24 protein-coding genes are annotated in these 26,239 nt (G+C 61.5%); 15 read left to right on the plus strand and 9 right to left on the minus strand.

What is annotated here, in order from left to right; genetic code table 11:
- The first annotated feature begins 24 nt into the window (after positions 1 to 24).
- Positions 25 to 1,428, plus strand: coding sequence for an MATE family efflux transporter (locus tag J2X43_RS12910; RefSeq protein ID WP_310294464.1), 1,404 nt, complete (start codon positions 25 to 27; stop codon positions 1,426 to 1,428).
- 86 nt (positions 1,429 to 1,514) lie between these two features.
- Here J2X43_RS12910 and J2X43_RS12915 read toward each other — a convergent pair whose 3' ends face one another.
- Positions 1,515 to 2,546 carry an acyltransferase gene (locus J2X43_RS12915; RefSeq protein ID WP_310294466.1) on the minus strand — a complete coding sequence of 344 codons (1,032 nt, stop codon included), beginning with the start codon at positions 2,544 to 2,546 and terminating at the stop codon, positions 1,515 to 1,517.
- Between the two features lie 80 nt (positions 2,547 to 2,626).
- The gene (gene carA, locus J2X43_RS12920; protein WP_310294467.1) at positions 2,627 to 3,832 is read right to left on the minus strand and encodes a glutamine-hydrolyzing carbamoyl-phosphate synthase small subunit; all 1,206 of its coding nucleotides are present in this window, start codon (positions 3,830 to 3,832) and stop codon (positions 2,627 to 2,629) included.
- 273 nt (positions 3,833 to 4,105) lie between these two features.
- Here carA and J2X43_RS12925 point away from each other — a divergent pair, with 273 nt between their 5' ends.
- The gene (locus tag J2X43_RS12925; RefSeq protein ID WP_112537821.1) at positions 4,106 to 4,558 is read left to right on the plus strand and encodes a GatB/YqeY domain-containing protein; all 453 of its coding nucleotides are present in this window, start codon (positions 4,106 to 4,108) and stop codon (positions 4,556 to 4,558) included.
- 1 nt (position 4,559) lies between these two features.
- Here the strand turns inward: J2X43_RS12925 and J2X43_RS12930 are convergent, their stop codons facing one another.
- The 3 genes from J2X43_RS12930 to J2X43_RS12940 form a co-directional block, all read right to left on the minus strand.
- On the minus strand, positions 4,560 to 5,417 hold the full coding sequence (locus J2X43_RS12930) for a hypothetical protein (RefSeq protein WP_310294469.1): 858 nt from the start codon (positions 5,415 to 5,417) through the stop codon (positions 4,560 to 4,562).
- 573 nt (positions 5,418 to 5,990) lie between these two features.
- Positions 5,991 to 6,284 (minus strand): BrnA antitoxin family protein, encoded by a 294-nt coding sequence (locus J2X43_RS12935; RefSeq protein WP_310294470.1) that lies wholly within the window; start codon positions 6,282 to 6,284, stop codon positions 5,991 to 5,993.
- A 13-nt stretch (positions 6,285 to 6,297) separates the two neighbouring features.
- Entirely contained in the window at positions 6,298 to 6,624 is a 327-nt protein-coding gene (locus J2X43_RS12940) for a BrnT family toxin (RefSeq protein WP_112386328.1), read from the minus strand.
- 130 nt (positions 6,625 to 6,754) lie between these two features.
- Between J2X43_RS12940 and dnaG the strand changes: the two genes are divergently transcribed.
- The 11 genes from dnaG (at position 6,755) to J2X43_RS12995 (ending at position 20,387) form a co-directional block, all read left to right on the plus strand.
- Entirely contained in the window at positions 6,755 to 8,752 is a 1,998-nt protein-coding gene (gene dnaG, locus J2X43_RS12945) for a DNA primase (RefSeq protein ID WP_112386329.1), read from the plus strand.
- Entirely contained in the window at positions 8,752 to 10,608 is a 1,857-nt protein-coding gene (gene recQ / locus J2X43_RS12950) for a DNA helicase RecQ (protein ID WP_310294473.1), read from the plus strand. Before dnaG ends, recQ begins: the two co-directional genes overlap by 1 nt.
- 136 nt (positions 10,609 to 10,744) lie before the next feature.
- Positions 10,745 to 11,932, plus strand: coding sequence for a glycine C-acetyltransferase (locus J2X43_RS12955; protein WP_310294475.1), 1,188 nt, complete (start codon positions 10,745 to 10,747; stop codon positions 11,930 to 11,932).
- A 201-nt stretch (positions 11,933 to 12,133) separates the two neighbouring features.
- A complete protein-coding gene (gene tdh, locus J2X43_RS12960; protein WP_310294477.1) occupies positions 12,134 to 13,171 on the plus strand; it encodes an L-threonine 3-dehydrogenase in 1,038 nt (345 codons plus the stop codon).
- A gap of 17 nt (positions 13,172 to 13,188) precedes the next feature.
- Positions 13,189 to 13,536 (plus strand): GFA family protein, encoded by a 348-nt coding sequence (locus tag J2X43_RS12965; RefSeq protein ID WP_310294479.1) that lies wholly within the window; start codon positions 13,189 to 13,191, stop codon positions 13,534 to 13,536.
- Between the two features lie 459 nt (positions 13,537 to 13,995).
- Positions 13,996 to 16,053, plus strand: coding sequence for an RNA polymerase sigma factor RpoD (gene rpoD, locus J2X43_RS12970; protein ID WP_112386334.1), 2,058 nt, complete (start codon positions 13,996 to 13,998; stop codon positions 16,051 to 16,053).
- A gap of 188 nt (positions 16,054 to 16,241) precedes the next feature.
- Entirely contained in the window at positions 16,242 to 16,952 is a 711-nt protein-coding gene (locus J2X43_RS12975) for a DUF930 domain-containing protein (protein WP_310294482.1), read from the plus strand.
- A gap of 121 nt (positions 16,953 to 17,073) precedes the next feature.
- Positions 17,074 to 18,336 (plus strand): DUF930 domain-containing protein, encoded by a 1,263-nt coding sequence (locus J2X43_RS12980; RefSeq protein WP_310294484.1) that lies wholly within the window; start codon positions 17,074 to 17,076, stop codon positions 18,334 to 18,336.
- Between the two features lie 74 nt (positions 18,337 to 18,410).
- A complete protein-coding gene (locus J2X43_RS12985) occupies positions 18,411 to 18,572 on the plus strand; it encodes a hypothetical protein (protein WP_310294486.1) in 162 nt (53 codons plus the stop codon).
- Between the two features lie 63 nt (positions 18,573 to 18,635).
- Complete coding sequence (locus tag J2X43_RS12990; RefSeq protein WP_310294488.1) at positions 18,636 to 19,433, plus strand: AraC family transcriptional regulator; 798 nt, start codon at positions 18,636 to 18,638, stop codon at positions 19,431 to 19,433.
- A gap of 69 nt (positions 19,434 to 19,502) precedes the next feature.
- Entirely contained in the window at positions 19,503 to 20,387 is an 885-nt protein-coding gene (locus J2X43_RS12995) for a DMT family transporter (RefSeq protein ID WP_310294490.1), read from the plus strand.
- Here the strand turns inward: J2X43_RS12995 and J2X43_RS13000 are convergent.
- Positions 20,384 to 21,253 (minus strand): AraC family transcriptional regulator, encoded by an 870-nt coding sequence (locus J2X43_RS13000; RefSeq protein WP_310294492.1) that lies wholly within the window; start codon positions 21,251 to 21,253, stop codon positions 20,384 to 20,386. The genes J2X43_RS12995 and J2X43_RS13000 overlap by 4 nt on opposite strands.
- Before the next feature lie 132 nt (positions 21,254 to 21,385).
- Here J2X43_RS13000 and J2X43_RS13005 point away from each other — a divergent pair, with 132 nt between their 5' ends.
- Together J2X43_RS13005 and J2X43_RS13010 are read left to right on the plus strand one after the other, a co-directional pair.
- A complete protein-coding gene (locus J2X43_RS13005; protein ID WP_310294494.1) occupies positions 21,386 to 22,327 on the plus strand; it encodes a phytanoyl-CoA dioxygenase family protein in 942 nt (313 codons plus the stop codon).
- Positions 22,328 to 22,605: 278 nt separating this feature from the next.
- Entirely contained in the window at positions 22,606 to 23,004 is a 399-nt protein-coding gene (locus J2X43_RS13010; RefSeq protein ID WP_310294496.1) for a DUF427 domain-containing protein, read from the plus strand.
- Between the two features lie 40 nt (positions 23,005 to 23,044).
- On the opposite strand, the gene J2X43_RS13015 is transcribed toward J2X43_RS13010, so the two are convergent.
- The 3 genes from J2X43_RS13015 to J2X43_RS13025 form a co-directional block, all read right to left on the minus strand.
- The gene (locus tag J2X43_RS13015; protein ID WP_112515808.1) at positions 23,045 to 24,073 is read right to left on the minus strand and encodes a glycine betaine/L-proline ABC transporter ATP-binding protein; all 1,029 of its coding nucleotides are present in this window, start codon (positions 24,071 to 24,073) and stop codon (positions 23,045 to 23,047) included.
- Positions 24,066 to 24,953, minus strand: a complete 888-nt coding sequence (locus J2X43_RS13020; RefSeq protein ID WP_112387442.1) for a proline/glycine betaine ABC transporter permease — start codon at positions 24,951 to 24,953, stop codon at positions 24,066 to 24,068. The genes J2X43_RS13015 and J2X43_RS13020 overlap by 8 nt, the downstream gene beginning before the upstream one ends.
- Before the next feature lie 116 nt (positions 24,954 to 25,069).
- Positions 25,070 to 26,068: an ABC transporter substrate-binding protein gene (locus J2X43_RS13025; protein WP_310294499.1), complete on the minus strand. Its 999-nt coding sequence runs from the start codon at positions 26,066 to 26,068 to the stop codon at positions 25,070 to 25,072.
- Positions 26,069 to 26,239: the final 171 nt, after the last annotated feature.

Consider the following 26,239-nt stretch of genomic DNA (forward strand, 5'->3'; position numbering starts at 1 on the left):
ATTCAAAACAATTGGACTTTTGCCATGGACACGCCTGTTGACGTGAACAAGCTCGCGCCGCACACCGACAACCATTGGGGATCGCATTTCCGTGCGACGCTGGCGCTCGGCATACCCTTCATCGGCGCGCAGCTCGCCCAGCTTGGCATCAACACCACCGACGTGATGATCGTCGGCCAGCTCGGCGCTGAAAACCTGGCGGCCATGGTGCTGTCGGCGCAGTTTCTCTTCACCATTCTGATCTTCGGCTCGGGCTTTGCGATCGCCGTCATTCCGATGGTGGCGCAGGCCTATGGGCGCGGCGATATCGTCACGGTGCGCCGCTCGATGCGCATGGGTCTCTGGGTCGTTACCGCCTATTGGCTGATCATGCAGCCAGCCTTCTTCTATGCCGAGGAAATCCTGCTGGCGGCCGGGCAGAAGCCTGAGGTCGCCAAGCTCGCACATGGCTATATCCTGATCGGCCATTTCGCAGTGCTTCCGGGCCTGCTCTACAATGTCATGCGGGCGCTGGTGAGCGCCATCGGCAAGGCGGCCGTGGTGCTCAACGTCACGATTGCCATGCTGGTCTTGAACGCGATCTTTGCCTACATCCTGGTGCTCGGCCATTTCGGCTTTCCGGCGATGGGTCTGGAAGGCGCTGCGATCGTTTCCGTTGCCGTGCAGACGGCGGGCTTCCTGTTCATCCTCGCCTATGTGCAGATGAAGGAAGAGACCCGGCGCTACGAAATCCTGGTGCGCTTCTGGCGGCCGGACTGGCATGCGCTCTGGGACGTTGTGCGTCTCGGTCTGCCGATCAGCATCACGATCCTGGCCGAAGTCAGCCTGTTTACCGCAGCGTCGCTGTTGATGGGCCGCATCGGCACGATCGAGCTGGCCGCCCACGGCATCGCACTGCAATGGGCGTCGATCGCCTTCATGATCCCACTCGGCCTCAGCCAGGCGGCAACGGTGCGCATCGGCATCGCCCACGGACAGGGCGATCATCTGGCCGTCGTGCGTGCCTCGATCACCGTGATGATCATCGCCTGCGTGGTTTCGGCGCTCGGCGGTATCCTGTTTGCCGTCATGCCGGAGTTTTTCGCGCGCTGGTTCCTCGATACCAGTCACCCGGAAGCGGCGGCGGTACTCGCCTATGCGGGTCCGCTGATCGTCGTTGCGGGGCTGTTCCAGCTGGTGGACGGGATCCAGGCGATCGCCAGCGGCCTGCTGCGCGGGCTGAAGGACGCGCGGGTGCCGATGATCCTGGCCCTGATCGCCTATTGGCCGATCGGCTTCTTCCTGGCATGGCTGCTGGCCTTCCCGCTCGGCTTCGGCGGCGTCGGCATCTGGTTCGGCTTCCTGGTCGGGCTTGCGGCAGCGGCGACGATGCTCTGCGCCCGCTTCTATATTCTCGTGCGCCGCGAGGGGAGAATGGCCGGCGCCTGAGCCCGGCCATTCGTCACCATCAGGTTGCTACCGGTCCGTGGCTGGCAATGCCGATGCGTGCGCCCACACGGCTGTCATTCGGCAAGTCAAGTTGAGGTCAAGAGCTCCGCCTTGTGCGGATTGCGGCGCTTCCAGCGATTGACGAGGAAGATGCGGCATGGCGCCTCGATGACGTGGTAGCTCGCGACTGCGACTGCGAGCGCGACGGCGCATCCGATGGGGATGACGAGCCAGAGCGGCATGCCTGCGAGCAGCTTGGCCGTCAGGAACAGGCACGGCACATGCAGGAGATAGAGCGAAAAGCTGATCGTTCCGAGAAAGCGGAAGGGGCGGGAGGCGAACAGCGCGGCGGAAATCGGATGCTCGCGGGCAACGAGCAGGACGGAAAGGGCCGCAGCAAGCGCCGTCGACATTCCCCAGAGAGTGTCGGAGACTTCGATCGAGAGGGCGCGATGGCTGAGCAGAAAGGCCGGCAAGAGGATCGCCATGACGCCGACTGTTCTGCCGCGGGCCGCACTTTGCAGGCGCGGGTGCAGGTAGCCGGCCAGCACGCCGAGCAGGAAATAGGGCAGCTTCGATATCAAGAGGATGCCGCTTCCCGGAAAGCCGAGAAGACCGTCGATCGCCAGCAGACAGCCGATCAGCACCGCGATCCACTGGTAGCGGACCGGATTGGCGAGGAACATCCAGATGAACGGGAAGACCAGATAGAACTGGATCTCAGGCGGGATCGTCCAGAGAACGCCGGTCGAGCCGAGCATGACGATATGACGGACGATCTGAAACGGCCCTGATATCGGATCGATGTAACCGAGGCCGGGAACAGCCGAGAGGACAACGACCAGCAGCACGGCGGCGAGATAGACCGGATAGATGCGGGCAAAGCGGCTGACGAGGAAATCGGCGGCGTTCTTTCTGGAGAATGGCCTGTCGCCATAGAGATAGGCCATCAGGAAGCCGCTGATGGCAAAGAAGATCGCCACGGCGCCGCTGCCGATATCAGGCAGAGGCAGCGGACCGAGCGCTGGAAAGACCAGATAGACATGCGCCATGACGACGGCGAGCGCGGTGATGCCGCGCAATCCGTCAAGGCTTGCAATGTGGCGGCGCTCTCTCATTCATTGTCCAGTCAACGCATAAACTGACTGATGAGTAGCACCGCCGCACTTAAGGTGCTGTTAATGAATGGCCGACGTTCTTAGCGTTCGGCGAGAGCTTCTTCGCCCTTCTTGGCGCGCACCATGTTGATGAAGCGGCGGAAGAGGTAGTGGCTGTCCTGCGGGCCGGGCGAGGCTTCCGGGTGGTGCTGCACCGAGAAGATCTGCTTGCCGGAGACACGCAGGCCGCAATTGGTGCCGTCGAAGAGCGAAACGTGAGTCTCCTCAACGCCTTCGGGCAGCGACTTCGTGTCAACCGCGAAGCCGTGGTTCATCGAAACGATCTCGACCTTGCCCGTCGTGTGGTCCTTGACCGGATGGTTGGCGCCGTGATGGCCCTGGTGCATCTTTTCGGTCTTGGCGCCGAGCGCGAGGCCCAGCATCTGGTGGCCGAGGCAGATGCCGAAAACCGGAATATCGGTCTTGATCAGCGTCTGGATGACAGGCACGGCATAGGCGCCCGTTGCAGCCGGGTCGCCCGGGCCGTTCGACAGGAAGATGCCATCGGGGTTGACCGCAAGCACGTCTTCGGCGCTCGCCGTCGCCGGCATGACGGTGACCTTGCAATCGAGGCCGGCGAAGAGGCGCAGAATGTTGCGCTTCACGCCGTAGTCGAGGCAGACGACGTGATACTTGGCATCGGCAGCGCCGAGTTCGCCATAGCCTTCGTTCCAGATCCAGGGCGTCTGCGTCCACTGCGAGGACTGGCCGGAAGAGGCGATCTTGGCGAGGTCGAGACCTTCGAGGCCGCTCCAGGCCTTGGCTTCGGCCTTCAGCGTGTCGACATCGAAGACGCCGTTCGGATCATGGGCGATGACGGCGTTCGCCGAGCCGTTCTCGCGGATCCAGGCGGTCAGTGCGCGGGTATCGATGCCGCAGAGGCCGATGATGCCGCGGGCCTTCAGCCAGGCGTCGAGATGCTTGGCGGCGCGGTAGTTGGACGGTTCGGTGATATCGGCCTTGAAGATGACGCCGACCGCGCCGTGGCGTGCTGCCGGCGTCAGGTCTTCGATGTCTTCTTCGTTGGTGCCGATATTGCCGATATGCGGGAAGGTGAAGGTGACGATCTGGCCGAGATAGGAGGGGTCGGTGAGGATTTCCTCGTAGCCGGTCAATGCGGTGTTGAAGACCACTTCGGCCTGGACCTTGCCGGTCGCGCCGATGCCCTTTCCTTCGATGACGGTGCCATCTGCGAGAACGAGCAGGGCGGTCGGCTTTTCAATGGTCCAGGGGGCTGTCGCGGTCATCATCATCCCGTTTCCGGCTGCTCTCGACGTCTTGGGCCGTCAGGCTGCCATTTGTGTTCGCAAGCGTATGGGCGCAGCTCGCCGCCGCGCGTCTCAGGCCTGATCACGAATTTTGGTGCAGGTGGCGGTAGATAGCCACGCTCTCGCCTGCCGTCAATCTTTTCTAACGTATCGGGACACGCTTTTCCTGCGGTTTCTGGCGCTGATATCGCAATTTATTTGATCCTCCCCATTTGCGTGGTTTATGTAGCGCCATTCAACAGGAGTGAAATAATGCTGCGCGATCAACTCGCCACCGCCCTCAAAGAGGCGATGAAAGCCAAGAATGCAGAGCGCCTTTCGACGATCCGTCTCATTCAGGCGGCCACCAAGGATCGCGATATCGCCAATCGCGGCGCCGGCAAGGAAGAAGCCAGCGACGACGAGATTCTGCAGATCCTCGCCAAGATGGTGAAGCAGCGCGACGAATCGGCGAAGATCTACGAAGAGAATTCGCGCCCGGAGCTGGCCGCGAAGGAACGCGCCGAAATCACCGTGATCCAGGATTTCCTGCCGAAACAGCTTTCGGATGCCGAAGTGCGCGCCAATATCTCGGCGATCATTGCGGAAACCGGCGCCGAGGGCCCGAAGGACATGGGCAAGGTGATGGCCGCTCTGAAGGAGCGCTATGCCGGGCAGATGGATTTCGCCAAGGCTTCAGGCGCCGTCAAGGAACTCTTGAAGTAAATCAGATGGCGCGGCCGAGCACAGTCTCGGCCGCCGCATCGACGACCGCGAACTTGGCTGCCTGGTAATCGCGGTATTCGAGAATGAAGCCGTGCGAAAGCCACAGGTCACCCTTGCGCGGCGGCTCGTCCCAGCCGACGCTTCCCATCTCCGCCGCCTGGCTGAGGAGGCGCTTCAGATGGGTGTTGGAAATCATGAACTGGGTGCGCAGGTCGCTAAGCGATACCGGGCCAATGGATATCCGTTCGGCCGCGCCATCGAATGCCGGCAGGCGGGACATCAGATAGTCCATGACAAGACCGCCGGAATTTGCCCAGTTGAAGAGATTGTAGGTGGCGCCGGGATCGCGCACCGCCTTTGTGGCGATGATAGCCTGAGCAATCAGGGGTTGAATTTTGGCAATGAGTGCCGGCTCGGTGCTGAGCTTTTCGGCGCGCGTGCCACCGTCCAGGTTGTCGAGAATGAAAAGATGTGTCTGCAGCCACTTGAAGAAGTGCTGCTCGGCAGTCTCCGTCGGCTCGACGAGGCGCGTGCGCCGGTCGGCCTGGCCGCTTGAGGGGCGCAGGAAACGATAGACGAGCATTTCCTGGAGGAAGGCGGCGGCCGTGTTGCGGCTGGCGATCTTGTTGCTGACGACGAAATCCACGAAACGCCCGGAATACAGGCCTTTTTTCTCCTCGCCCGGCAATCCGTAATGCAATGCAAAGCCTGAATGCGCCATCAGCCATCGTTGCTGCGCAGCAAAAATGGACGCGATTCTCGGGCTTTCCTTATAGATCGTCAGCATCTCGTTGGCGCAGATCAACACTGCTCCAAAAAAGCGATCGTCTATAGCAAGTGTTTCGGCGGTCAAGGACATCTGGGAACTCGGCAAGGCGACGGCTATTCCATTTGCCTTCTCAGCGTCCCGAGTCAATGTCCGTTTTGTACCGAGTGTCCCAAAAATGGTTAGGTCAGTTAACCAGCAAGGTTAAATTGCAAAAATCCGGGACAGCTGTGCCGGAAATTAAAGAAGGCAGGAGCTGGGGGCGCTCCTGCCTTCTTGCTCTTTGCTGCCGACAGCGACGCTGGGCTAGGCCCACACTGGCGGTGTATTTGCAAAGGCACCCTTGCGAGGCGGCGCCGGGGGTAGGGATGGTGCCTCGCTCGGGGATCGCTTTGATGAGAAGACGGTATTGCGCCGCAGCGGAGTATTCAAATTACAAAAATATAATAATTGGGTTGTGGATAGTCTGAATGCCCGCCAAGGCTTTTCATTAGCACGCTTCCCATCAGGCGTTTTCACCGCCGCAGATAGAAACAAGTCATTGAAATAACGAAAACATCAATATTTTCATATGTTTTTGGAAATGCTTGAAAACTGGCGTGACAGCGGCCCTGCGTGCACAATTGTCGCACCCTCCTGCCGCAGGGCGTCACGCTTTATTGATCGTCATTTCTGACGCTTTTCTTGCTTCATCTTCTGCTGATCGACGTAATGGCGCAGCACAGTGTTAATACGCGTCTGATATCCCTTGCCGCTCGATTGAAAGAAATCGACGACATCCTGATCCAGCCGGATCGAGAGAGGCTTTTTGGCCGGCGGCTGAACGATCTCTGCGGTCGACCAATCGATATCGAGAGTATTGGCCCAATCGGGGTCGTCGCGCATGGCGCGCTCAATTTCCGCATCGCTCATGGCCCCGACCCGGGCGTGATCAGTTCGATCCTTGCCCTCGGCGATCATTTTCTCGATGGCTTCAGCCGAATATCTGACGATACGCTCTTTGCTCATTGTTGCGTGCCGCACGGGCAGAAATGATCCGGCAGTATTCACCGCGCATCGTATAAACGATCGCGATCAGTCGCTGCGAATCGGGGCAAACTGCCAGTGTGCGAACTTCTCCATGCCGGTCGGACGTCTTTTCCAGATGCGGTTTGTTCAATGCGGCCGCCGCTGCCGGAAAATCGATTCCATGTTTCAGGATATTTACCTGCCGCTTATTCTCATCCCATTCGAACGACGAGAAGTGCTTGGCTATAGGTTCCACGCTGCACCCGAAGTTCCATTGCTTCCAGGCACGCATGCGCCCCTGTATATGCAATTGTATATACAATCATCTCGGCGTCAAGCCTGTGAATAGCGCGTAATTCCCTCGAAGTTCGTGGCGGCGGGGGTGAAACCTGCTTATATGATCGCTCAGCCACGAGGTCCTGATGCGCTTTTCCAATTCCTTTCTCGATGACATACGCGACCGCGTCCAGATTTCGGACGTGATCGGCCGCCGTGTCAGCTGGGACAAGCGCAAGACCAATGTGCCGCGCGGGGACTACTGGGCCTGCTGCCCGTTCCATGGCGAGAAATCTCCGAGCTTCCACTGCGAGGATCGCAAGGGCCGTTACCACTGCTTCGGCTGCGGGGTGACGGGCGATCATTTCCGGTTCCTGACCGAGCTGGAAGGCTTGAGCTTCCCCGAAGCGGTGCAGCAGATCGCCGATATGGCGGGCGTGCCGATGCCGGTTGCCGATCCGGCGATGGAGAAGCGCGAGAAGGAGCGGACGTCGCTGCTCGACGTCATGGAGCTGGCGACACAATTTTTCCAGGATCAGCTGCAGACCGCAAACGGGGCGAGGGCGCGCGCCTATCTGCGCGACCGCGGCCTGACGGGGCGGACGATCGATACTTTCCGGCTCGGCTTCGCGCCAGACAGCCGCAATGCGCTTAAGGAATTTCTGTCGGGCAAGGGCGTCGGCAAGGAGCAGATCGAGGCCTGCGGTCTCGTGGTGCACGGGTCCGACATTCCCGTCAGCTACGACCGGTTCCGCGATCGAATCATGTTTCCGATCCTCTCGTCGCGTGAAAAGGTGATTGCGTTCGGCGGCCGCGCCATGTCGCCGGATGCGCCGGCGAAATATCTGAATTCGAACGAGACCGAGCTCTTCCACAAGGGGCAGGTTCTCTACAATTTCGCCCGTGCCCGCCGTTCGCTGCAAGGAGCCGACGGCGAGCCGACGGTGATTGCCGTCGAAGGCTATATGGATGTCATCGCGCTGCATCAGGCGGGTATCGAGAATGCCGTGGCGCCGCTTGGCACTGCGCTCACCGAAAACCAGCTCGACCTTCTCTGGAAGATGACGTCGCAGCCGGTGCTCTGCTTTGATGGCGACGGAGCCGGTATCCGTGCGGCCAACCGCGCGGCCGATCTGGCCCTGCCGCATCTGAAGCCGGGTCGCACCGTGCGCTTCGCGCTGCTGCCGGATGGCAAGGATCCTGACGATCTCGTGCGCAACGAGGGCAGGGCGCCGTTCGACAAGGTGATGAGCCAGGCGAAACCTCTGGCGGAAATGCTGTGGGGCCGGGAAGCCGGTGGCGGCAATTTCGATACGCCCGAGGCGCGCGCCGAGCTTGAAGCGCGGCTGAAGCAGATGGTGGCTGTTATCGGCGACGAGAACGTGCGCCGCCACTACCAGCAGGATATCCGCGACCGCCTGAACAGGTTCTTCCAGCCGCAGTTCCAGAACAGAGGCGGCGACCGCCGCAATTTCGAACGCGGTGGCGGTGGTGGAAATTTCCGCGGCAAGGACGGCCAGGGCCGCCCGCCGGCGGGTGGTGCGCGGACTGTCAATCTGGTCTCCGAGCGGTTGACGCGATCAGGTCTGGTGCGCGGCCACCAGGAAATTCCGGCGCTGCGCGAAAGCGTGCTGGCGCTGACCGTCATCAATCATCCGGTGCTGATGCAGGATGACTACGACGAAATCGCCGCCATCGAATATGACAACCGCGATCTGCAGCGCCTGTGGTCGGCGATGCTGGGGGCGGCGGCTATGGTCGCCAGTCCGCATCTGACGCGCGAGTATCTGTTCGAAGAGCTGGAGCGGCAGGACTTTGGCGGTCTGCTCAAGGGGCTCGATCAGCAGGTGCGCAACGCGCGGCTCTGGACCGCCACCGAAGAGGCGGCGATGGAGGATGCGCGCGAGGGCTACCGTCAGGCGCTTGCCTTCCACAAGCGCGCCAAGGCGCTGCGCTGGCAGAAGATCGAGCTCGAGCGCGAAATCGCCGAGGCGACGGAAGAGGGCAATGCCGAGATCATCGATCAGCTGATGCGGGCCTTGCAGGAAGTGCATTTCGAAGGTTTGCGGCTTGAAAACCAGGAAGCGATCATCGACGGGTTCGGCGTCCTGTCCGGCCGGGTCAAGGGCGCGGCGAGCCATTGATGGACGGCGGTGACAAGGCATTTTCGGCGGGTAGTGCGCTGTTCGGCAATGGCAGGGCGCCGCTCGACATCTTGAAGCGCGTCTATGGCTTCCCGGCCTTTCGCGGCAAGCAGCAGGCGGTGGTCGAACATGTCGCCTCTGGCGGTGATGCCGTAGTGCTGTTTCCGACGGGTGCCGGCAAATCACTTTGTTTCCAGATTCCGGCGCTCTGCCGCGATGGCATCGGCATCGTCGTTTCGCCGCTGATTGCGCTGATGCGCGATCAGGTGGAGGCGATGAAGCAGCTCGGCATCCGTGCTGCAGCACTCAACTCCTCGATCAGCCGCGACGAATATGTCGAGATCCGCCGTGGCATCTCATCGGGCACGCTGGATCTGCTCTATGTGACGCCGGAGCGAATCCTGATGGACGGCTTTCGCGACATCATCGGCGATGCCAGGATCGCGCTGTTTGCAATCGATGAGGCGCATTGTGTCTCCCAGTGGGGACATGATTTCCGGCCGGAATATCGCGAGCTCGGCAGGCTTTCCGAGCACTATCCCGGCGTGCCGCGCATCGCGCTGACGGCGACGGCCGATCCGCATACGCGCGAGGATATCATCGAGCGCCTCAGGCTCGAAGGCGCCGAGGTCTTTACCACCAGTTTCGACCGGCCGAACATCGCCTATGAAATCGTTGAGCGCGACCAGCCGCGCCAGCAGCTGCTGCGGTTTCTCTCCGGGCACAAGGGCAATAGCGGCATCGTCTATTGCCTGTCGCGCGCCAAGGTCGAGGATACGGCGGAGTGGCTGAATACGCAGGGGATCCGGGCGCTTGCCTACCACGCCGGCATGGACCGGGGGATGCGCGACGCCAATCAGGATGCCTTCCTCAAGGAAGACGAGCTCTGCCTCGTCGCCACCGTCGCCTTCGGCATGGGGATCGACAAGCCGAATGTGCGCTATGTCGCGCATCTCGATCTGCCGGGTTCCGTCGAGGCCTATTATCAGGAGACAGGGCGCGCCGGGCGCGACGGGCTGCCCTCCGAAGTCTGGATGGCCTATGGCATGGCCGACGTCATCCAGCGGCGGCGGATGATCGACGAAGGCAATGCGGCCGATGAAATCAAGCGCATCGAGCGCGGCAAGCTGAATGCATTGCTCGCCATCTGCGAGACCGCCTCCTGCCGCCGCCAGGCCATCCTGGCGCATTTCGGCGAGGCGCATGCAGGCGGCTGTGGCAGCTGCGATACCTGCACCAAGCCAGTCGAGACCTGGGATGGAACGGAGGCGGCGATCAAAGCCCTGGCCGCCGTCTACCGGACCGGCGAACGCTTCGGCACCGGCCATGTCATCGACGTGCTGCTTGGCAATGCCAACGAGAAGACCGAACGCTTCGGCCATACGACGATGCCGGTCTTCGGTGCGGGCAAGGATATTGCCGCGAAAACCTGGCAATCGATCTTCCGCCAGCTGCTCGCCATGGGCCTGATCCGCATCGATCACGACGCCTATGGGGCGATGAAGCTGGAAGCGGAGGCACGTGCCGTCTTCAAGCATGAGCGGCAGGTGTTCTTCCGCAAGGATCGCGTGGTTGCGGGGCGCAGCAGCCGGAAAGCCGAGCGGACCAACCGCCATGCCGGATTGTCGGGTGCGGATGGGCTGCTGTTCGAGGCGCTCCGGGCTGAGCGCACCTCGATTGCCAAATCGCTCGGCGTCCCGCCCTATGTCGTCTTCCCCGACACGACGCTCATCGCCTTTGCCACAGAGCGGCCCCGTAGCCGCAAGGAACTGCTCGACATATCCGGCGTCGGCCAATCGAAGCTCGAGCGCTACGGCGACGCCTTCCTGGACGTGATCCTGAGCCACGACGACTGAACCACGACCCACCGGCATCGTGCGCGAAAAATGCCTGCCCTCGAAAATATTTCGTACCGGATCGGCGACATCTGCACTTGCTTTGTGCTAATTGCAGCGCCCATCGGAGGAATTTTTGGGGATTATGGCGTTTACAATGACAAAAGCATTTCTTTCACACCTCACCACCGAGCTCGCGTCCCTCAAGGAAGCAGGGCTTTACAAATCTGAGAGTGTCATCACCTCGAAGCAGGCGGGGGAGATCGCCGTGGCTTCCGGCGACCGCGTCCTGAACTTCTGTGCCAACAATTACCTTGGCCTTGCCGACAACGAGGAGCTTGCCGAAGCTGGCAAGCAGGCGCTCGACCGGTATGGCTACGGCATGGCCTCGGTGCGCTTCATCTGCGGGACGCAGGAAGAGCACAAGCAGCTCGAGGCGCGCATCTCCTCCTTCCTCGGCATGGAAGACACGATCCTCTATTCGTCCTGCTTCGATGCCAATGGCGGTCTCTTCGAGACGCTGCTCGGCGAAGAGGATGCGATCATTTCGGATGCGCTGAACCATGCCTCGATCATCGACGGCGTGCGCCTCTCCAAGGCCAAGCGCTTCCGCTATGCCAACAACGACATGGCTGCTCTCGAAGAAGAGCTGAAGAAGGCCGAGGGCAGCCGTTTCAAGATGATCGCCACCGACGGCGTCTTCTCGATGGACGGCATCATCGCCAATCTGCAGGGCGTGTGCGATCTCGCCGACAAGTACGGTGCGATGGTCATGGTCGATGACAGCCACGCCGTCGGTTTCGTCGGCAAGAACGGTCGTGGTTCTCCTGAATATTGCGGCGTCGAGGGCCGGGTCGATATCATTACCGGGACACTCGGCAAGGCGCTGGGTGGCGCTTCGGGCGGCTACACGTCCGGCAAGGCCGAGGTTATCGACTGGCTGCGCCAGCGCTCGCGCCCCTATCTGTTCTCGAACACGCTGGCGCCGGTCATCGCGGCAGCATCGCTGAAGGTCTTCGACCTGATCGAGAACGGCGATGGCCTGCGCGAAAAGCTCTCGGCCAACGCCACGCTGTTCCGCACCGAAATGACCAAGCTCGGCTTCACGTTGGCGGGCGAGGGGCATGCGATCATTCCTGTGATGCTCGGCGACGCGAAGCTGGCACAGGACATGGCGGCACTGATGCTGAAGAAGGGCGTCTATGTGGTCGGCTTCTCTTTCCCGGTCGTGCCAAAGGGCCAGGCCCGTATCCGCACGCAGATGTCGGCGGCGCATTCGACAGCTGATGTCGAGAGGGCGATTGCGGCATTCGCCGAAGCCGGGCGTGAGCTCGGGGTGATCTGATACGGTTTCCCCCTTCTCCCCAGCGGGGGGGAGAAGATGTCCGTCAGGACAGATGAGGGGGCGAGCGAAGCGAGGCTAGGAGCGCAAGCGAAGAGCAGTTGATGTTTACGGGGGCAGCCCCCTCATCCGCCCTTCGGGCACCTTCTCCCCCCGCTGGGGAGAAGGGACGGTGAGGCCGGGCGCCAATCGAAGGAGAAAATTATGTCGAACATGATGAAGGCGCTGGTGAAGTCGAAGGCGGAGGTCGGGCTCTGGATGGAGAACGTCCCGGTTCCCGAGGTCGGCCCGAACGACGTGCTGATCCGCGTGAAGAAGTCGGCGATCTGCGGCACTGACGTGCATATCTGGAACTGGGACCAGTGGGCGCAGAAGACCATTCCGGTGCCGATGGTCGTCGGTCACGAATTCTGCGGCGAGATTGCCGAGATCGGTTCCGCGGTCACCAAATACCATGTCGGCGAGCGTGTCTCCGGCGAGGGACATATCGTCTGCGGCAAGTGCCGCAACTGCCGTGCCGGCCGTGGGCATCTCTGCCGCAACACACTCGGCGTCGGCGTCAATCGCCCTGGCTCCTTCGGTGAGTTCGTCTGCATTCCGGAAGCCAATGTCGTGCCGATCCCGGATGATATTCCGGATGAGATCGCGGCGATCTTCGATCCGTTCGGCAATGCCGTTCATACCGCTCTGTCCTTCGATCTCGTCGGCGAAGACGTGTTGGTTACTGGTGCCGGACCGATCGGCATCATGGGCGCCCTGGTTGCCAAGCGCTCCGGCGCCCGCAAGGTCGTGATCACCGATATCAACCCGAACCGTCTGGATCTCGCCCGCAAGCTCGGCATCGACTACGTCGTCGACGCATCCAAGGAGAACCTCGCCGACGTGATGAAGTCGATCGGTATGACCGAGGGCTTCGATGTCGGGCTTGAAATGTCGGGTGCGGCACCCGCGTTCCGCGACATGATCGACAAGATGAACAATGGCGGCAAGATCGCCATCCTCGGCATTGCGCCCGCCGGCTTCGAGATCGATTGGAACAAGGTGATCTTCAAGATGCTGAATTTGAAGGGCATCTATGGCCGCGAGATGTTCGAGACCTGGTACAAGATGATCGCCTTCGTCCAGGGCGGCTTGGATCTTTCGCCTGTCATCACCCATCGCATCAAGATCGGTGAATTCCGCGATGGCTTCGAGGCGATGCGCTCGGGCAATTCCGGCAAGGTGGTCATGGACTGGCTGTAAACGAGGAGGAAACCGGCATGAAATACGAGGGAAGCTGTCACTGCGGCAACGTCGCCTTCGAGGTCGAGGGTGAGTTCACCGAGGCATTGGATTGCAATTGCAGCTTTTGCCGCAAGCGCGGCGGCTTGCTCGGTTTTGTGCCGATGACCCAGTTCGAGCTGAAGACGCCGCGCGAGAAGGTGTCGACATATACGTTCAAGAGCCACGCAATCCGGCACAATTTCTGCGCGGATTGCGGTATTGCGCCGTATAGCGAGGCGACGGCACCGGATGGAACGGCAATGGCGGCGATCAACCTGCGCTGCGTTCCCTCGGTCGATATCGGGGCGTTGAAGATCAATCCCTATGATGGCGCATCGCGGTAGCGGCCTATACTGCGGCGTCAAGACATGGGGCCGCAAATGCCACTATAAAACCGCCATTGACTCGGATAAGAGGGGACGAGAGCTTTACGCCCTTGTCTTTCACTGGTGACATCCTATCTAAGGCTGGCAATCGCTTAAGCGGTTCGTCAGCCTGTGGATAAGGCATTTTCCGTGTTTTCGGCAGCTTTTTTTGTGGAAAAGCTTGACGAGATGAAAAATTGTGGGAATCACCGTTCGACTTAAAGCGGTGAACTTGGGTCAAGGCGGATCGCACAAACCATGGCCGGAAATTTAGAAGCATTGAAGCTCTGTCATCCGGCGCCGGCAATCGTGGTTAATCAGGCTTTAAAGGTCATCCCGTTAGGTGGGTAATTGGTGATTCGAGACCGGCGGTTGCACGCAGTCTCGTAGCGGCCATCACCAGCGAGTTTGAATAGCGTCAGGAAGGCGACGACATAAATGGCAACGAAGGTCAAAGAGAACGAAGAAGCGGAAGTCGAACGCGACGGCGCAACCGACGGCCCTCTTCTCGATCTTTCCGATGACGCGGTCAAAAAGATGATCAAGGCCGCGAAAAAGCGCGGCTATGTGACGATGGACGAGCTCAACGCCGTTCTTCCGTCCGAAGAAGTGACGTCCGAACAGATCGAAGACACGATGTCGATGCTCTCCGACATGGGCATCAACGTGATCGAAGACGAGGAAGCTGAAGAAGCCCAGGGCGGCGGCAACAGCGACGACGACGACAGCGGCAGCGATGACGACAACGAAGGCGGCGAACTCGCGCCTTCGAGCGGCACCGCGCTTGCGACGGCGAAGAAGAAGGAACCGACCGATCGTACCGACGATCCGGTGCGCATGTATCTGCGCGAAATGGGTTCCGTCGAGCTTTTGTCGCGCGAAGGCGAAATCGCCATCGCCAAGCGCATCGAGGCCGGCCGGGAAACGATGATCGCCGGTCTCTGCGAGAGCCCGCTGACCTTCCAGGCCATCATCATCTGGCGCGACGAACTGAACGAAGGCACGACGCTGCTGCGCGAGATTATCGATCTCGAAACGACCTATTCGGGTCCGGAAGCCAAGGCCGCGCCGCAGTTCCAGAGCCCTGAAAAGATCGAGGCGGACCGCAAGGCTGCCGAAGAGAAGGAAAAGACTCGCCGCGCCCGCACCGGCGACGACGACATCACCGATGTCGGCGGCGAAGGCATGCCGATCGAGGAAGAGGAAGAGGACGAAGACGAGTCCAACCTTTCGCTGGCCGCGATGGAAGCCGAGCTGCGCCCGCAGGTCATGGAAACTCTCGATCTGATCGCCGAGACCTATAAGAAGCTGCGCAAGCTGCAGGACCAGCAGGTCGAACAGCGCCTTGCCGCGACAGGTACCCTGTCGTCGGCCCAGGAGCGCCGCTACAAGGAGCTCAAGGACGAGCTGATCAAGGCCGTCAAGTCGCTGTCCTTGAACCAGAACCGCATCGAGGCTCTGGTCGAGCAGCTTTACGATATCAACAAGCGCCTCGTTCAGAACGAAGGCCGTCTGCTGCGTCTGGCCGAATCCTACGGCGTCAAGCGCGACAGCTTCCTGGAACAGTACCAGGGTGCCGAGCTCGACCCGAACTGGATGAAGTCGATCGCAAATCTGGCTGCCCGCGGCTGGAAGGAATTCGCCAAGGGCGAAAACACGACGATCCGCGACATCCGCCAGGAAATCCAGAACCTGGCGACCGAAACCGGCATCTCGATCTCGGAATTCCGCCGTATCGTGCATATGGTGCAGAAGGGCGAGCGTGAAGCGCGTATCGCCAAGAAGGAAATGGTCGAAGCGAACCTTCGCCTCGTCATCTCCATCGCCAAGAAGTACACGAACCGCGGCCTGCAGTTCCTCGACCTCATTCAGGAAGGCAATATCGGCCTGATGAAGGCAGTCGACAAGTTCGAGTATCGCCGCGGTTACAAGTTCTCGACCTATGCGACGTGGTGGATCCGTCAGGCGATCACCCGCTCGATCGCCGACCAGGCCCGCACGATCCGTATTCCGGTGCACATGATCGAAACGATCAACAAGATCGTTCGTACCTCGCGCCAGATGCTGCACGAAATCGGCCGCGAGCCGACGCCGGAAGAGCTGGCCGAAAAACTCGCCATGCCGCTCGAAAAGGTCCGCAAGGTCCTGAAGATCGCTAAGGAACCGATCTCGCTCGAAACCCCTGTGGGTGACGAAGAAGATTCGCACCTCGGCGATTTCATCGAGGACAAGAACGCGCTTCTGCCGATCGACGCCGCCATTCAGGCGAACCTGCGCGAAACGACGACCCGCGTTCTGGCATCGCTGACGCCGCGCGAAGAACGTGTTCTTCGCATGCGCTTCGGCATCGGCATGAACACCGACCACACGCTCGAAGAAGTCGGCCAGCAGTTCTCGGTTACCCGCGAACGTATCCGCCAGATCGAAGCGAAGGCGCTGCGCAAGCTCAAGCACCCGAGCCGCTCGCGCAAGCTGCGCTCGTTCCTCGACAGCTGAGCGGACGACGTCACGACATACAAAGCCCGGCCATGTGCCGGGCTTTTCTTTTGGGGCAGGGTGCAACTAAAGCGTTTGCCTGCCGCCGTCATGCCACAATTCGGCAGAGGATGGCCGGCGTTCCAGCAAACAACGGGCCGCAGTGCATGACGATCTCGTCGCATCCAAACATAGTGGCAGGATGACCGGTGGCGTGGGCCGGGCGACAGCCAGAGGCGGGTTTCAACTGGGGCGCTCCGGCTTCCCTGCTGGTGCACGCGCTGTTCATCGCCTTGCTGCTCATCTATCTGCCGAAGCCTGCGATTTTCAATGCATCTGGCGAAGATAGCGTCAGTGTCGATATAGTCCCGGCGCCGCCCGCGAATGTGCTTTCCGAACGCCGCGCTGATCCTGCTGCGCAGCAAACCGAAGCGGGTACAGTTCCCGCAGAGCCTTCACCCGCCGTTCCGATCTTCAAGCCGCTACGGTCGCCGGTGATCAAGATCGATCCGCCTGCCGATGCGCTGGCGCAAGCGAGCCAGCTGTTCTCCGGCCAGACGCTCAGCGATCCCCGCAGCAGAAAGGCCAAGGCGGCGCTGCGCCAACTTTCCGGTGACGAACGCAATCTGCAGCTTTGCGGGCTCGAGGCGATGGAACAGCTGCGCCGGTCGCGGCCGGGTATCAGCCCCGATGCAATCGCGCCCTATGCCATGGCACCGGAAAAGATCAGGGGCGGCAGCATCGATGTCGAAGGTGGCGCCTTTCGCAGCGGGAGGATGTGGTACGCGATTCGCTTCCACTGCGAGGTCGATATTGCTTCCGGCGTGGTGCGCTCGTTTGCCTTTGCCGCCGGCGATCCCATTCCGCGCAACCTCTGGCAGGATCACAATCTCGTGGCCGACGACGGCCCGGCCGACTAACCCCGCCATATTCGCTGGAAATCATGCATCTTTCCGTTTTGCGGCTTGATGCTGCCTGCTTTTGACGCCACATCGGCATCAAGCGGTTTTAGGTGCAATGCAGAAGCTATCGAAGAAGCATTTGGCAGGGATCAGTTGGGGTGTGGCGGCATCGGTTGCGCTGCATGTGCTGGTCGCTGCCGTGCTTCTGGTGAAGCTTCCGACGCCACAGCCTGAGCCGCAGCAGGAAGAGGCCGTGCAGGTCGAAATGGTGCCGCCGCCGGAGGAAAAGAAGGAAGAACCGAAACCCGAGCCGCCGAAGCCCGAGGAGAAGAAGCCGGAAGAGCAGGCGAAGAAGGAAGAGCCGCCACCGCCACCTCCGCCGCCACCGGAAGAGAAGAAGCCGCAGGAGGAGGCGAAGCAGGAACCACCGCCGCCGCCCCCTCCGCCTGAGGAAAAGAAGGCCGAGGAGCAGGTCAAGAAGGAAGAGCCCCCACCGCCGCCTCCGGAAGAGAAGAAACCGGAAGAGCAGGCAAAGCAGGAGCCACCTCCGCCACCACCACCTCCTCCTCCGCCGCCTCCGCCGGAAGAGAAGAACGCTGAGGAGCCGAAAGCCGAACCGCCGAAGGCTGAGCAGGACGCCGCAAACACGCAGGCTGAAGGCAAGCAGGGGCAGGGTTCACCCATGCCTGTGCTTCGGCCGGTCTTCCAGTTCGGCGACAAGGATAGCGGCCCGAAGAAGTCCGATACCGGCAACAGCGCCGAGGGCGAAGCCAAGCCTGCCACCAGCGCGCCAACCCATGAGGATGCCGCGGGCGAGCCGAAGCCCAAGGCCGATGCCGGCGACAAGCCCGATGGCGCCAAGGAGCCGCCTGCCAAGCCGGTGCCCGACGATATCGATCTGCCGCAGGTGGATATTGCCGACGCGCATTCGCAGAACAACGGCCCTGAGATCGATGCTTCGGGTACGGCGATGACCAGCATCGAGCAGGCAAAGCCTGTCGAAAAGCCCGTTGACGCCGAGAAGCCGGATGCGCCGAAGGACGGCCTTGCCGAGGCAAAGACGCTGTTTTCGCAGGATGACGACGGCGATCAGGTGGCGAGTACAGCAATGAACGGTATTCCGCGCGGCCGCCGCGCTGCGCAGCTCTGCAGCACCGAACTGCGCGAGCAGCTGGTTCACGGATCGCCAGCCTATCGCCCAGTGATCGTGCCGATGTACAGGCTGTCGAAGGGCACGGTTCTTGAGGTGAAGCGTGGCGCCTTCCGCACGGCTGAAACTTGGTATGACGTGCATTTCCGCTGCGAGGTCAATGATAACGCGACTGAGGTCGTGTCTTTTGCGCTCGATGTCGGCAACGCGGTGCCACGCAGCAACTGGCGCAGCCGCGGCTTTCCCGAGTAGCGCCAGCTTTGCGCAAGACAGCCCCCGTATTCTCCCGTCATCGCCGATGTTCCGGTGAATGAAAGGACGATGATATGTCGAACGATGTCGAGCACTTCCTCGAATCCCAGGATGAAGCCGTGGCTCTGGCTTTTATCGAAAACAAGTCGGACGAATTGACCGACATCCTTGTCGCAGCCCTTGAAGATGCGCTGCATATCCTTTCCCAGGAATTTGGCCCGCAGACGGTCCATTGATCGCTTGACGCCTTGTGCCGCCATCCGGCGGCTGGCACTCTTGGCTATTGCGGAGAGTGCAGCATGGATGGCGGGTTCAGAATGTACCGCTCGGCGGTATCAGGTATCGACGCTGTCGAGGCGGTGAGCCGGCAGAGTTTCGCGCGCCATACGCATGAGCAGTTCGGGATCGGGCTGATCCATCGCGGCGCCCAGAAATCGCTGAGTGGCCGCGGCATGGTCGAGGCCGAGGCGGGCGATATCATCACCGTCAATCCCAATGAAGTGCACGACGGCATGCCGCTCGGCGAGGGCAGGGCTTGGCGTATCCTCTATTTCGATCCCGGCATCTTCGGGGATCTCGCCATCGAAGCGGCCGACGGTGGATCGCGGCGCTGCGAAATTCCGCATCCCGTGCTTCGCGACAACCGGATGGCCCAGCGCTTCCTGGCGCTGTTTTTGGCCGTCACCGGCAGCGGGGAGCCGCTACGCTCAGACGAACTTCTGGTGACGCTGACGGCCGATATTCTTCGCGAAGGGCGCCAGACAGCGGATGCCGCGCCGGTTCCAACTTCGGTCGGCCGGGCCCGGTCGCTGATCGATGACGATCCGGCAGCACCGGTATCGCTTGCCGCATTGGCGCGGGAAAGCGGGCTCAGCCGCTTTCAGCTGGTGCGGGCCTTCAGCCGCGCCACCGGTCTCACGCCGCATGCCTATCTGGTTCAGGCGCGGGTGCACCTGGCGAGGCGGTTGATCGGCCGGAAGATGCCGCTTGCCGAGGTGGCGGCGGCCAGCGGATTTGCCGATCAGAGCCATATGACGCGGGCCTTCACGGCGCGTTATGGCCTTTCACCCGGCATCTATGCCCGCGGCGCCTCCTGAGCGCCTGCAATTTCCTTCAAGACCCCGGCCTGCTTTCCCGTTCATCTGGCGTCGATCAGGGAGCAGGACATGACACGGCAGCAGCAGGGCTATCTCTATCTGACATTGGCGATGACGACGGTCGGCAGCACCGTGATCGCCAGCAAACTGATTGCGGCCGGCTTGCCGCCGTTCACGGCGACGGCGCTGCGCTTTGCCGCGGCACTGCCGTTCTTCCTGATTTTGATGCGTATAACTGGGGCCCGCTTTCCGCGGCTGCCGCGCCACGACTGGGGCATTCTCGCCATCCAGGCGGGGGCGGGCAGCGTCGGCTACACGACGTTGCTGATCTCGGGGCTGTCTATTACTTCGGCCGCCAATGCCGGGGTCATCATCGGAACACTGCCGGTCGTCTCGGCTGCTATCTCCATCCTGCTGCTCGGCGAGCGGCCGGATCGCTTTCTGCTGCTGGCGATCGGGCTTGCTGCGGCCGGCGTGCTGTCGATCGTCTTTGCGCCCGGCGCCGGTCACGGGTCTCTGATCGGTGACGTCATGATCGCCGGCGCGGTTCTCTGCGAGGGGCTGTTCATTCTGCTCAACAAGCGGCTTGCGACTGCCATTCCGCCTCTGGCGCAATCGTCGCTGATGGCGGCGATCGGCCTTGTGGCTGCTGCCATCCCGGCGCTGTTCGAAAGCCACGCGATGTCGGCGGCGTCAGGAACGGCGCTGCTTTCCGTGCTCTACTACGCTCTGGTGCCGACGGTTGCGGGGTTCATGCTGTGGTATGCCGGTGCCGAACGGGTCAGCGGCTCGGAAGCCTCGCTGTTCACGGCCGTTGCCCCGGTCTCTGCCGTCATCTTCGCCTTTGTCCTGCTCGGCGAACCCGTCAGTCTCAACCAGGTCGTCGGCATCGGCGCGGTGCTGGCGGCGGTCGCGGGGCTTGCCCTCGCTGGCCGCAGGCGCGGGGCGGCCTAGCCTTCGTCGCGGTGGAAATGGGCGCGGTAATCACGCGGCGTCATGCCCTTTTCGGCGCGGAACTGGCGATTGAAATTGGCAAGCGAGGCATAACCGACGGCATCGGCAATATGGGCAACCGGCTGGCTGGTCGAGGAGAGGCGGGCGCAGGCATCGCCGATCCGCATGCGGATCAGATAGTCGCTGACCGTCGTGCCGGTGTGGCGTCGAAACATCCGGTGCAGGCCCGAGACGCTGAGGGCGGCGATATCGGCAAGCTCGTCGAGCCCGAGCGGCCGCGCATAGTTCAGATGAAGATGGGTGAGTACCCGGTCGATGCGCTCGCGGCTTTCCTGCAGCGCCGGTTGCTGGCCGGGCGTGCTGGCAAGAACCACTGCCTGGCGGTCGGCGGCGACCTGGGCGAGGATCGACAGCAGCGAGAGCAGGCGCTCGGCGGGTGGTCGGTCGAAGATGGTTTCGAATTGGGCGCGGACGGCCATTCCGGTCTCTTTCGAAAATTGCAGGCCGTTCTGTCCACGGGCCATCAGCTGCTCGATCGGCCGAAGCTCGACCGCGCCCGCCGTCATCTGCCGCATCCAGTCCGGGTGAAACCAGAGAACCAGGGCGCGGTGCGGCGCGGCCGGATCAAGCTTTTCGCGTGACGCCCAGGTGTGGGGCAGGTTGGGGCCAACGAGAACGAGGTCGCCATCCTCATATTCGCCGGTGTGATCGCCGATGAAACGCTGGCCGACGGAATTGAGGGTGAGCGTCAGCTCGAACTCCGGATGGTGGTGCCAGACGAAGGGAATGGCATCGTCGAGCCGCCGGTTCAGCATCGGCCAGCTGACATCGGATTGGCGGGGGAGAACTTCGAGATAGGGTCTCATCGGGCGCTGATCACGTTGACGACGCCAAAATAGTATCAGAATAGGCCATAGGCAGGCAACATTGCCGCCACGCTGCAGCTACACTCTCTCCATCGCCTGAACCGACAGGGATTACCGCAATGGGAGAGAGACATGCAGCAGACAGCCATGAAGCGCGACGCGCATCCGACCGCAGGTTCGGTCACCACGCAGCTCAAGGATATCAAGAAGAGGCTTCCGCTTCGCGTGCTCTCGGAGGCCGACTGGCAGCACTGGACGAAGAAGGGCTACGTCATTGTCCGTCAGGCGGTGCCTGCGGAGAATGTCGAGCGGCTTGTGGAGGTGCTCTGGCGTTTTGACGAGAAGGATCCGAACGATCCTTCGACCTGGTACGCGCCGCAGCGCCGCGAGCACAAGATGAAGGAACTCAACAACACCGGCATGCTGGAGATCTACAATCACCAGGCGCTGTGGGACAACCGGATGGAGAAGCGCGTCTACGACGTGTTCGTTGACATCTGGGACCGCGAGGACCTGTGGGTGACGATCGACCGCGCCAACCTCAATCCGCCGAAGAAGGTCAAGGGCAATCCGAACGGCTTCATCCACTGGGACGTCGATACCTCGATCGACCCGCTGCCGATCGGCGTCCAGGCGGTTCTCAGCCTGAAGAAGCAGGACGGCGATGTCGGCGGCTTCCAGTGCGTTCCCTATCTCTTCGAGCATTACGAGGAATGGGTGAAGACGCAGCCTGCAGACCGCGATCCGATGCATCCTGACATGACCGGTCTGTCGACCGAGAATATCTCGATGGAGCCCGGCGACCTGATGATCTTCAATTCGCTGCTGGCCCATGGTGTGCGCCCGAACCATTCCGACAACCGCGTCCGCATGGCGCAGTATATCTCCATGCATCCGGCGGAATACGACAATGCCGAGGAACGCGACGAGCGCATCCGCCTGTGGCGCGAGCTCGACAGCCCGAAGCGCGACGCCTTCCCGGGCGACCCGCGCGAATGGGAGAAGAACAATGCGACGACCGCGGAACTGACGCCGCTGGGGCGGAAGTTGCTGGGGTTGGATCGCTGGGGTTGATGGGGTACCGCCACGGAGTTTGATTTTGCGGGGGGCGCCTCTTAGGTGCCCTCATTCCTGTGCTTGTCACAGGAATCCAGTCACCGTGCGTCTGCGCGGTGGGAAGAGTCTTTTCGGCCCAAGGACTTGGGCCGGCTAGATTCCTGTGACAAGCACAGGAATGAGGGGGAGGTTGGGGAGCGCTCTCCGCTCACAATCGGCGTGTCCGGCACTCCCGCCCCTTGGGCATCTCACAAGTCCTCCCTATCTCTCCATGGATCAATCTATTGGAGGCACCCATGTCAGGCAGGCCCGTCAAGATTCCCGGACCCGATCATCCGATCAGCGTCGAGCATAATCCGGCCCGTATCGTTGTGAAACTCGGCGGCAAGGTGATTGCCGATACGCATGATGCGCTGACGCTGCGCGAGGCGTCCTATCCGCCGGTGCAGTATATTCCCCGCAAGGATATCGACATGTCGCTGCTGGCGCGCACCGATCATTCGACCCATTGCCCGTATAAGGGCGATGCTTCCTATTACAGCATCGTGCTGGGTGGGGATCGCTCGAAGAATGCTATCTGGACCTATGAGACGCCGAACCCTGCGGTCAGCGAGATCAAGGACCATATGGCCTTCTATCCGGATCGCGTCGATTCCATCGAGGAGCTGCAGGTGCCCGAAGCCGGGCAGTTCTGACGCGGGGTGACGATGCGCGGCTTGGCGCCGCGCATCGCGTTCAGTTCGTCCGGACGAGACAGCGCACCAGGCCTTCCAGCGAGACGCGGCCGGCGGGTGTGCCGCTCTCGCCGATGACGGTCGCCTGCGTGGCGTTGTTTTCCGTCATCATGCGCATGGCTTCCTCGACATTGTAGCTGCCGGGGATGCGTACCGACGAGTCGCCTGCGGGGTTGCTGAGCGGCTCCATCAGCGCGTCGATGCGGATGACCCGGCCGCGGTTCACTTCCTTGACGAAGGCCTTGATGTAGTCGTCGGCGGGGCTCAGCACGATATCGGCCGCCGTGCCCTGCTGGATGACCTCGCCGTCGCGCAGGATGGCGATCTTGTCGCCCAGACGCAGCGCCTCGTCGAGATCGTGGGTGATGAAGACGACGGTCTTCTTCAGTTCCCGCTGCAGCTCGAGAAGCACAGTCTGCATGTCGACGCGGATCAGTGGATCGAGGGCCGAATAGGCTTCGTCCATGAGGAGGATGTCTGCGTCGTTGGTCAATGCGCGGGCGAGGCCGACGCGCTGCTGCATGCCGCCGGACAGCTGGTTCGGGTAGTGATTGGAAAAGCCTTCCAAACCCACCCGCTTGATCCAGATATCAGCACGGGCCTCGCGCTCGGCCTTCGCCACACCCTGGATTTCCAGGCCGTAGACGGTGTTTTGCAGCACCGTGCGGTGCGGCAGGAGGCCGAATTTCTGGAACACCATCGCCGTCTTGTGGCGGCGGAATTCGCGAAGTTCTTCCTCGTTCATCTGGCAGACGTCGGTGCCGCCATAGAGCACTTCGCCCGATGTCGGGTCGATCAGCCGGTTGATGTGGCGGATCAGCGTCGATTTGCCGGAGCCCGATAGCCCCATGATGACGGTGATGCTGCCGCCGGGGATATGGATGTTGATGTCCTTCAGACCCAGAACATGGCCGTGCTCCTTGTTGAGCTCGGTCTTCGACATCCCCTTGGTGACGGCTTCCACGAAGTCGCGGCCGCGGGGACCGAAGATCTTGTAGAGATTGCGGATTTCGATCGATTGACTAGCCATGCACGATTTCCCGGTGCTTCTGCAGGCGCAGACCATAGGCCTGGCTGATGCGGTCGAAGATGATGGCGATGCCGACGATGGCGAGACCATTGAAGACGCCGAGGGTGAAATACTGGTTGGCGATCGCCTTCAGCACCGGCTGGCCAAGGCCCTGGACGCCGATCATCGAGGCGATGACGACCATGGCGAGCGCCATCATGATGGTCTGGTTGATACCGGCCATGATGGTCGGCAGCGCTAGGGGAAGCTGGACGTTTCGCAGCTTCTGCCAGCTGGAGGAGCCGAAGGCGTCGGCGGCTTCCAGCACATCCTTGTCGACCATGCGGATGCCGAGATTGGTCAGGCGGATCATCGGGGGGAGGGCGTAGATGACGACCGCGATGACGCCGGGAACGCGGCCGATGCCGAGCAGCATGACGACGGGGATCAGGTAGACGAAGCTCGGCATGGTCTGCATGACGTCGAGCACCGGATTGACGATGTTCTGCATGCGGTTCGAGCGCGACATGCCGATGCCGATCGGAATGCCGATGACGATCGACAGAACCGTACAGACGAAGATCATCGATACCGTCTTCATCGTGTCCTGCCACATGTCGAACCAGCCGATCAGAAGCAGGGTCACCACACAGCCGGCGACGATCTTCCAGCTGCGGCTGGCCACCCAGGCAATGGCGGCAACGGCAAGGATGACCACCGGCCACGGTGCGCCGGTGAGAAGCCTTTCGGCCCAGATCAGGAAACTTTGCAGCGGGCTGAAGAGCCCTTCGATGCTGTCGCCATAGGCGCGGGTGAAGCCGCGAAAGCCTTCATCCACGGCCCTTTTCAGGTCGCGCAGCATATCGTCGTTCATCGTTGGAAATTTCCAAAGCCAATCCATGTCGGTCCCCATGGCAAAAGCAGCGGCGGCCCATTCTTCTTACGGGCGTCGCTTGAAAACATCGGGCGGGCGGCGTCCTGGTGTCAAGACGCCGCCCGCTTGCGAAATATCGGGGATCAGAGAGAAGCCTTGATCTTCTCTGCGACTTCGGGGGAGACCCACTTGGTCCAGAGATCACCGTTTTCCTTGAGGAAGTGCTTCGCACCGTCTTCACCGGTTGCCTGGTTGTCGCTCATCCAGGCGATCAGCTTGTTGACCGTATCGTTGGTCCAGGCGCGCTTGTTGAGGTAGTCCATGGCGGGACCGGCGCGGTCGGCGAAGCTCTTGCTGACGAGCGTCTGAACGTCATCCGACGGCCAGGCGTTCGGCTTCGGATCGGCGCAGTCGGCGATCGAGGTGCAGCGCTTCCATTCGGCCGCGTCATAATCGACGCCGAAGCCGAGCTTCACCATCTCATACTTGCCGAGCAGCGAGGTCGGCGCCCAGTAATAGCCAACCCACGGCTGCTTGCCTTCGTAGGCCTTGGCGATCGAGCCGTCGAGGCCGGCGGCCGAGCCGGTGTCGACGAGCGTGAAGTTTGCCTTGTCGCCGCCATTCGCCTTGAAGAGCTGCGTGGTGACAACCGTGCCGCCCCAGCCCTGCGGGCCGTTGAAGACGGCGCCCTTGCTCTTGTCTTCAGGGGCCGGGAACAGTTCCGGGTGCTTGAAGAGATCGGGAATGGTCTTGATGTCAGGATGGGCGTCGGCGACGTATTTCGGAATCCACCAGCCCTGGATGGCGCCGTCGGAAAGGATCTTGGCAGCGGCGACGACCTTGCCGCCTTCGAGGCCGCGCTTGACGAGTTCCGGCTGCAGGCTGACCCAGGCTTCCGGCGCGATATCGGGCTCGCCCTTTTCAGCCATCGAGGTCAGCGTCGGCACCGTGTCGCCGGTGACGATTTCGGCGGTGCAGCCGTAACCTGTTTCGAGAATGACCTTGTCGAGATTTGCAGCAACTTCGGCAGACTGCCAGTTCATGCTTGCGATCGTGACATTGCCGCATTCAGCAGCGGATGCTGCGCCGCCCATAGCCGACAGGCCGGCAGCAAGGACGGTAGAAGCCAAAAGTGCTTTCATTTTTTTGTTCCCTCTGGTCGCGGTGCAACGTGAACCCGGGCGCTGGCAGCACCGCGTCTGCCAGCAAGCACATTGAGCCTGCACAGGGCGTGCAAGCGCCATTCCGATTGCGTCAGAATATGGCGCAATGGCGCTTTCTTTCAACGATTGCTTAAATGCTTTGTCGCGATC

The sequence above is a fragment of the Rhizobium sp. BE258 genome (genome assembly GCF_031457345.1).
Classification (GTDB): domain Bacteria; phylum Pseudomonadota; class Alphaproteobacteria; order Rhizobiales; family Rhizobiaceae; genus Rhizobium.

Coding starts and splice junctions, on each gene's coding strand:
- J2X43_RS12910 (WP_310294464.1), top strand. CDS start 25: ATGGACACGCCTGTTGACGTGAACAAGCTCGCGCCGCACACCGACAAC.
- J2X43_RS12915 (WP_310294466.1), bottom strand. CDS start 2,546: ATGAGAGAGCGCCGCCACATTGCAAGCCTTGACGGATTGCGCGGCATC.
- carA (WP_310294467.1), bottom strand. CDS start 3,832: ATGACCGCGACAGCCCCCTGGACCATTGAAAAGCCGACCGCCCTGCTC.
- J2X43_RS12925 (WP_112537821.1), top strand. CDS start 4,106: ATGCTGCGCGATCAACTCGCCACCGCCCTCAAAGAGGCGATGAAAGCC.
- J2X43_RS12930 (WP_310294469.1), bottom strand. CDS start 5,417: ATGTCCTTGACCGCCGAAACACTTGCTATAGACGATCGCTTTTTTGGA.
- J2X43_RS12935 (WP_310294470.1), bottom strand. CDS start 6,284: ATGATCGCCGAGGGCAAGGATCGAACTGATCACGCCCGGGTCGGGGCC.
- J2X43_RS12940 (WP_112386328.1), bottom strand. CDS start 6,624: ATGCGTGCCTGGAAGCAATGGAACTTCGGGTGCAGCGTGGAACCTATA.
- dnaG (WP_112386329.1), top strand. CDS start 6,755: ATGCGCTTTTCCAATTCCTTTCTCGATGACATACGCGACCGCGTCCAG.
- recQ (WP_310294473.1), top strand. CDS start 8,752: ATGGACGGCGGTGACAAGGCATTTTCGGCGGGTAGTGCGCTGTTCGGC.
- J2X43_RS12955 (WP_310294475.1), top strand. CDS start 10,745: ATGACAAAAGCATTTCTTTCACACCTCACCACCGAGCTCGCGTCCCTC.
- tdh (WP_310294477.1), top strand. CDS start 12,134: ATGTCGAACATGATGAAGGCGCTGGTGAAGTCGAAGGCGGAGGTCGGG.
- J2X43_RS12965 (WP_310294479.1), top strand. CDS start 13,189: ATGAAATACGAGGGAAGCTGTCACTGCGGCAACGTCGCCTTCGAGGTC.
- rpoD (WP_112386334.1), top strand. CDS start 13,996: ATGGCAACGAAGGTCAAAGAGAACGAAGAAGCGGAAGTCGAACGCGAC.
- J2X43_RS12985 (WP_310294486.1), top strand. CDS start 18,411: ATGTCGAACGATGTCGAGCACTTCCTCGAATCCCAGGATGAAGCCGTG.
- J2X43_RS12990 (WP_310294488.1), top strand. CDS start 18,636: ATGGATGGCGGGTTCAGAATGTACCGCTCGGCGGTATCAGGTATCGAC.
- J2X43_RS12995 (WP_310294490.1), top strand. CDS start 19,503: ATGACACGGCAGCAGCAGGGCTATCTCTATCTGACATTGGCGATGACG.
- J2X43_RS13000 (WP_310294492.1), bottom strand. CDS start 21,253: ATGAGACCCTATCTCGAAGTTCTCCCCCGCCAATCCGATGTCAGCTGG.
- J2X43_RS13005 (WP_310294494.1), top strand. CDS start 21,386: ATGCAGCAGACAGCCATGAAGCGCGACGCGCATCCGACCGCAGGTTCG.
- J2X43_RS13010 (WP_310294496.1), top strand. CDS start 22,606: ATGTCAGGCAGGCCCGTCAAGATTCCCGGACCCGATCATCCGATCAGC.
- J2X43_RS13015 (WP_112515808.1), bottom strand. CDS start 24,073: ATGGCTAGTCAATCGATCGAAATCCGCAATCTCTACAAGATCTTCGGT.
- J2X43_RS13020 (WP_112387442.1), bottom strand. CDS start 24,953: ATGGATTGGCTTTGGAAATTTCCAACGATGAACGACGATATGCTGCGC.
- J2X43_RS13025 (WP_310294499.1), bottom strand. CDS start 26,068: ATGAAAGCACTTTTGGCTTCTACCGTCCTTGCTGCCGGCCTGTCGGCT.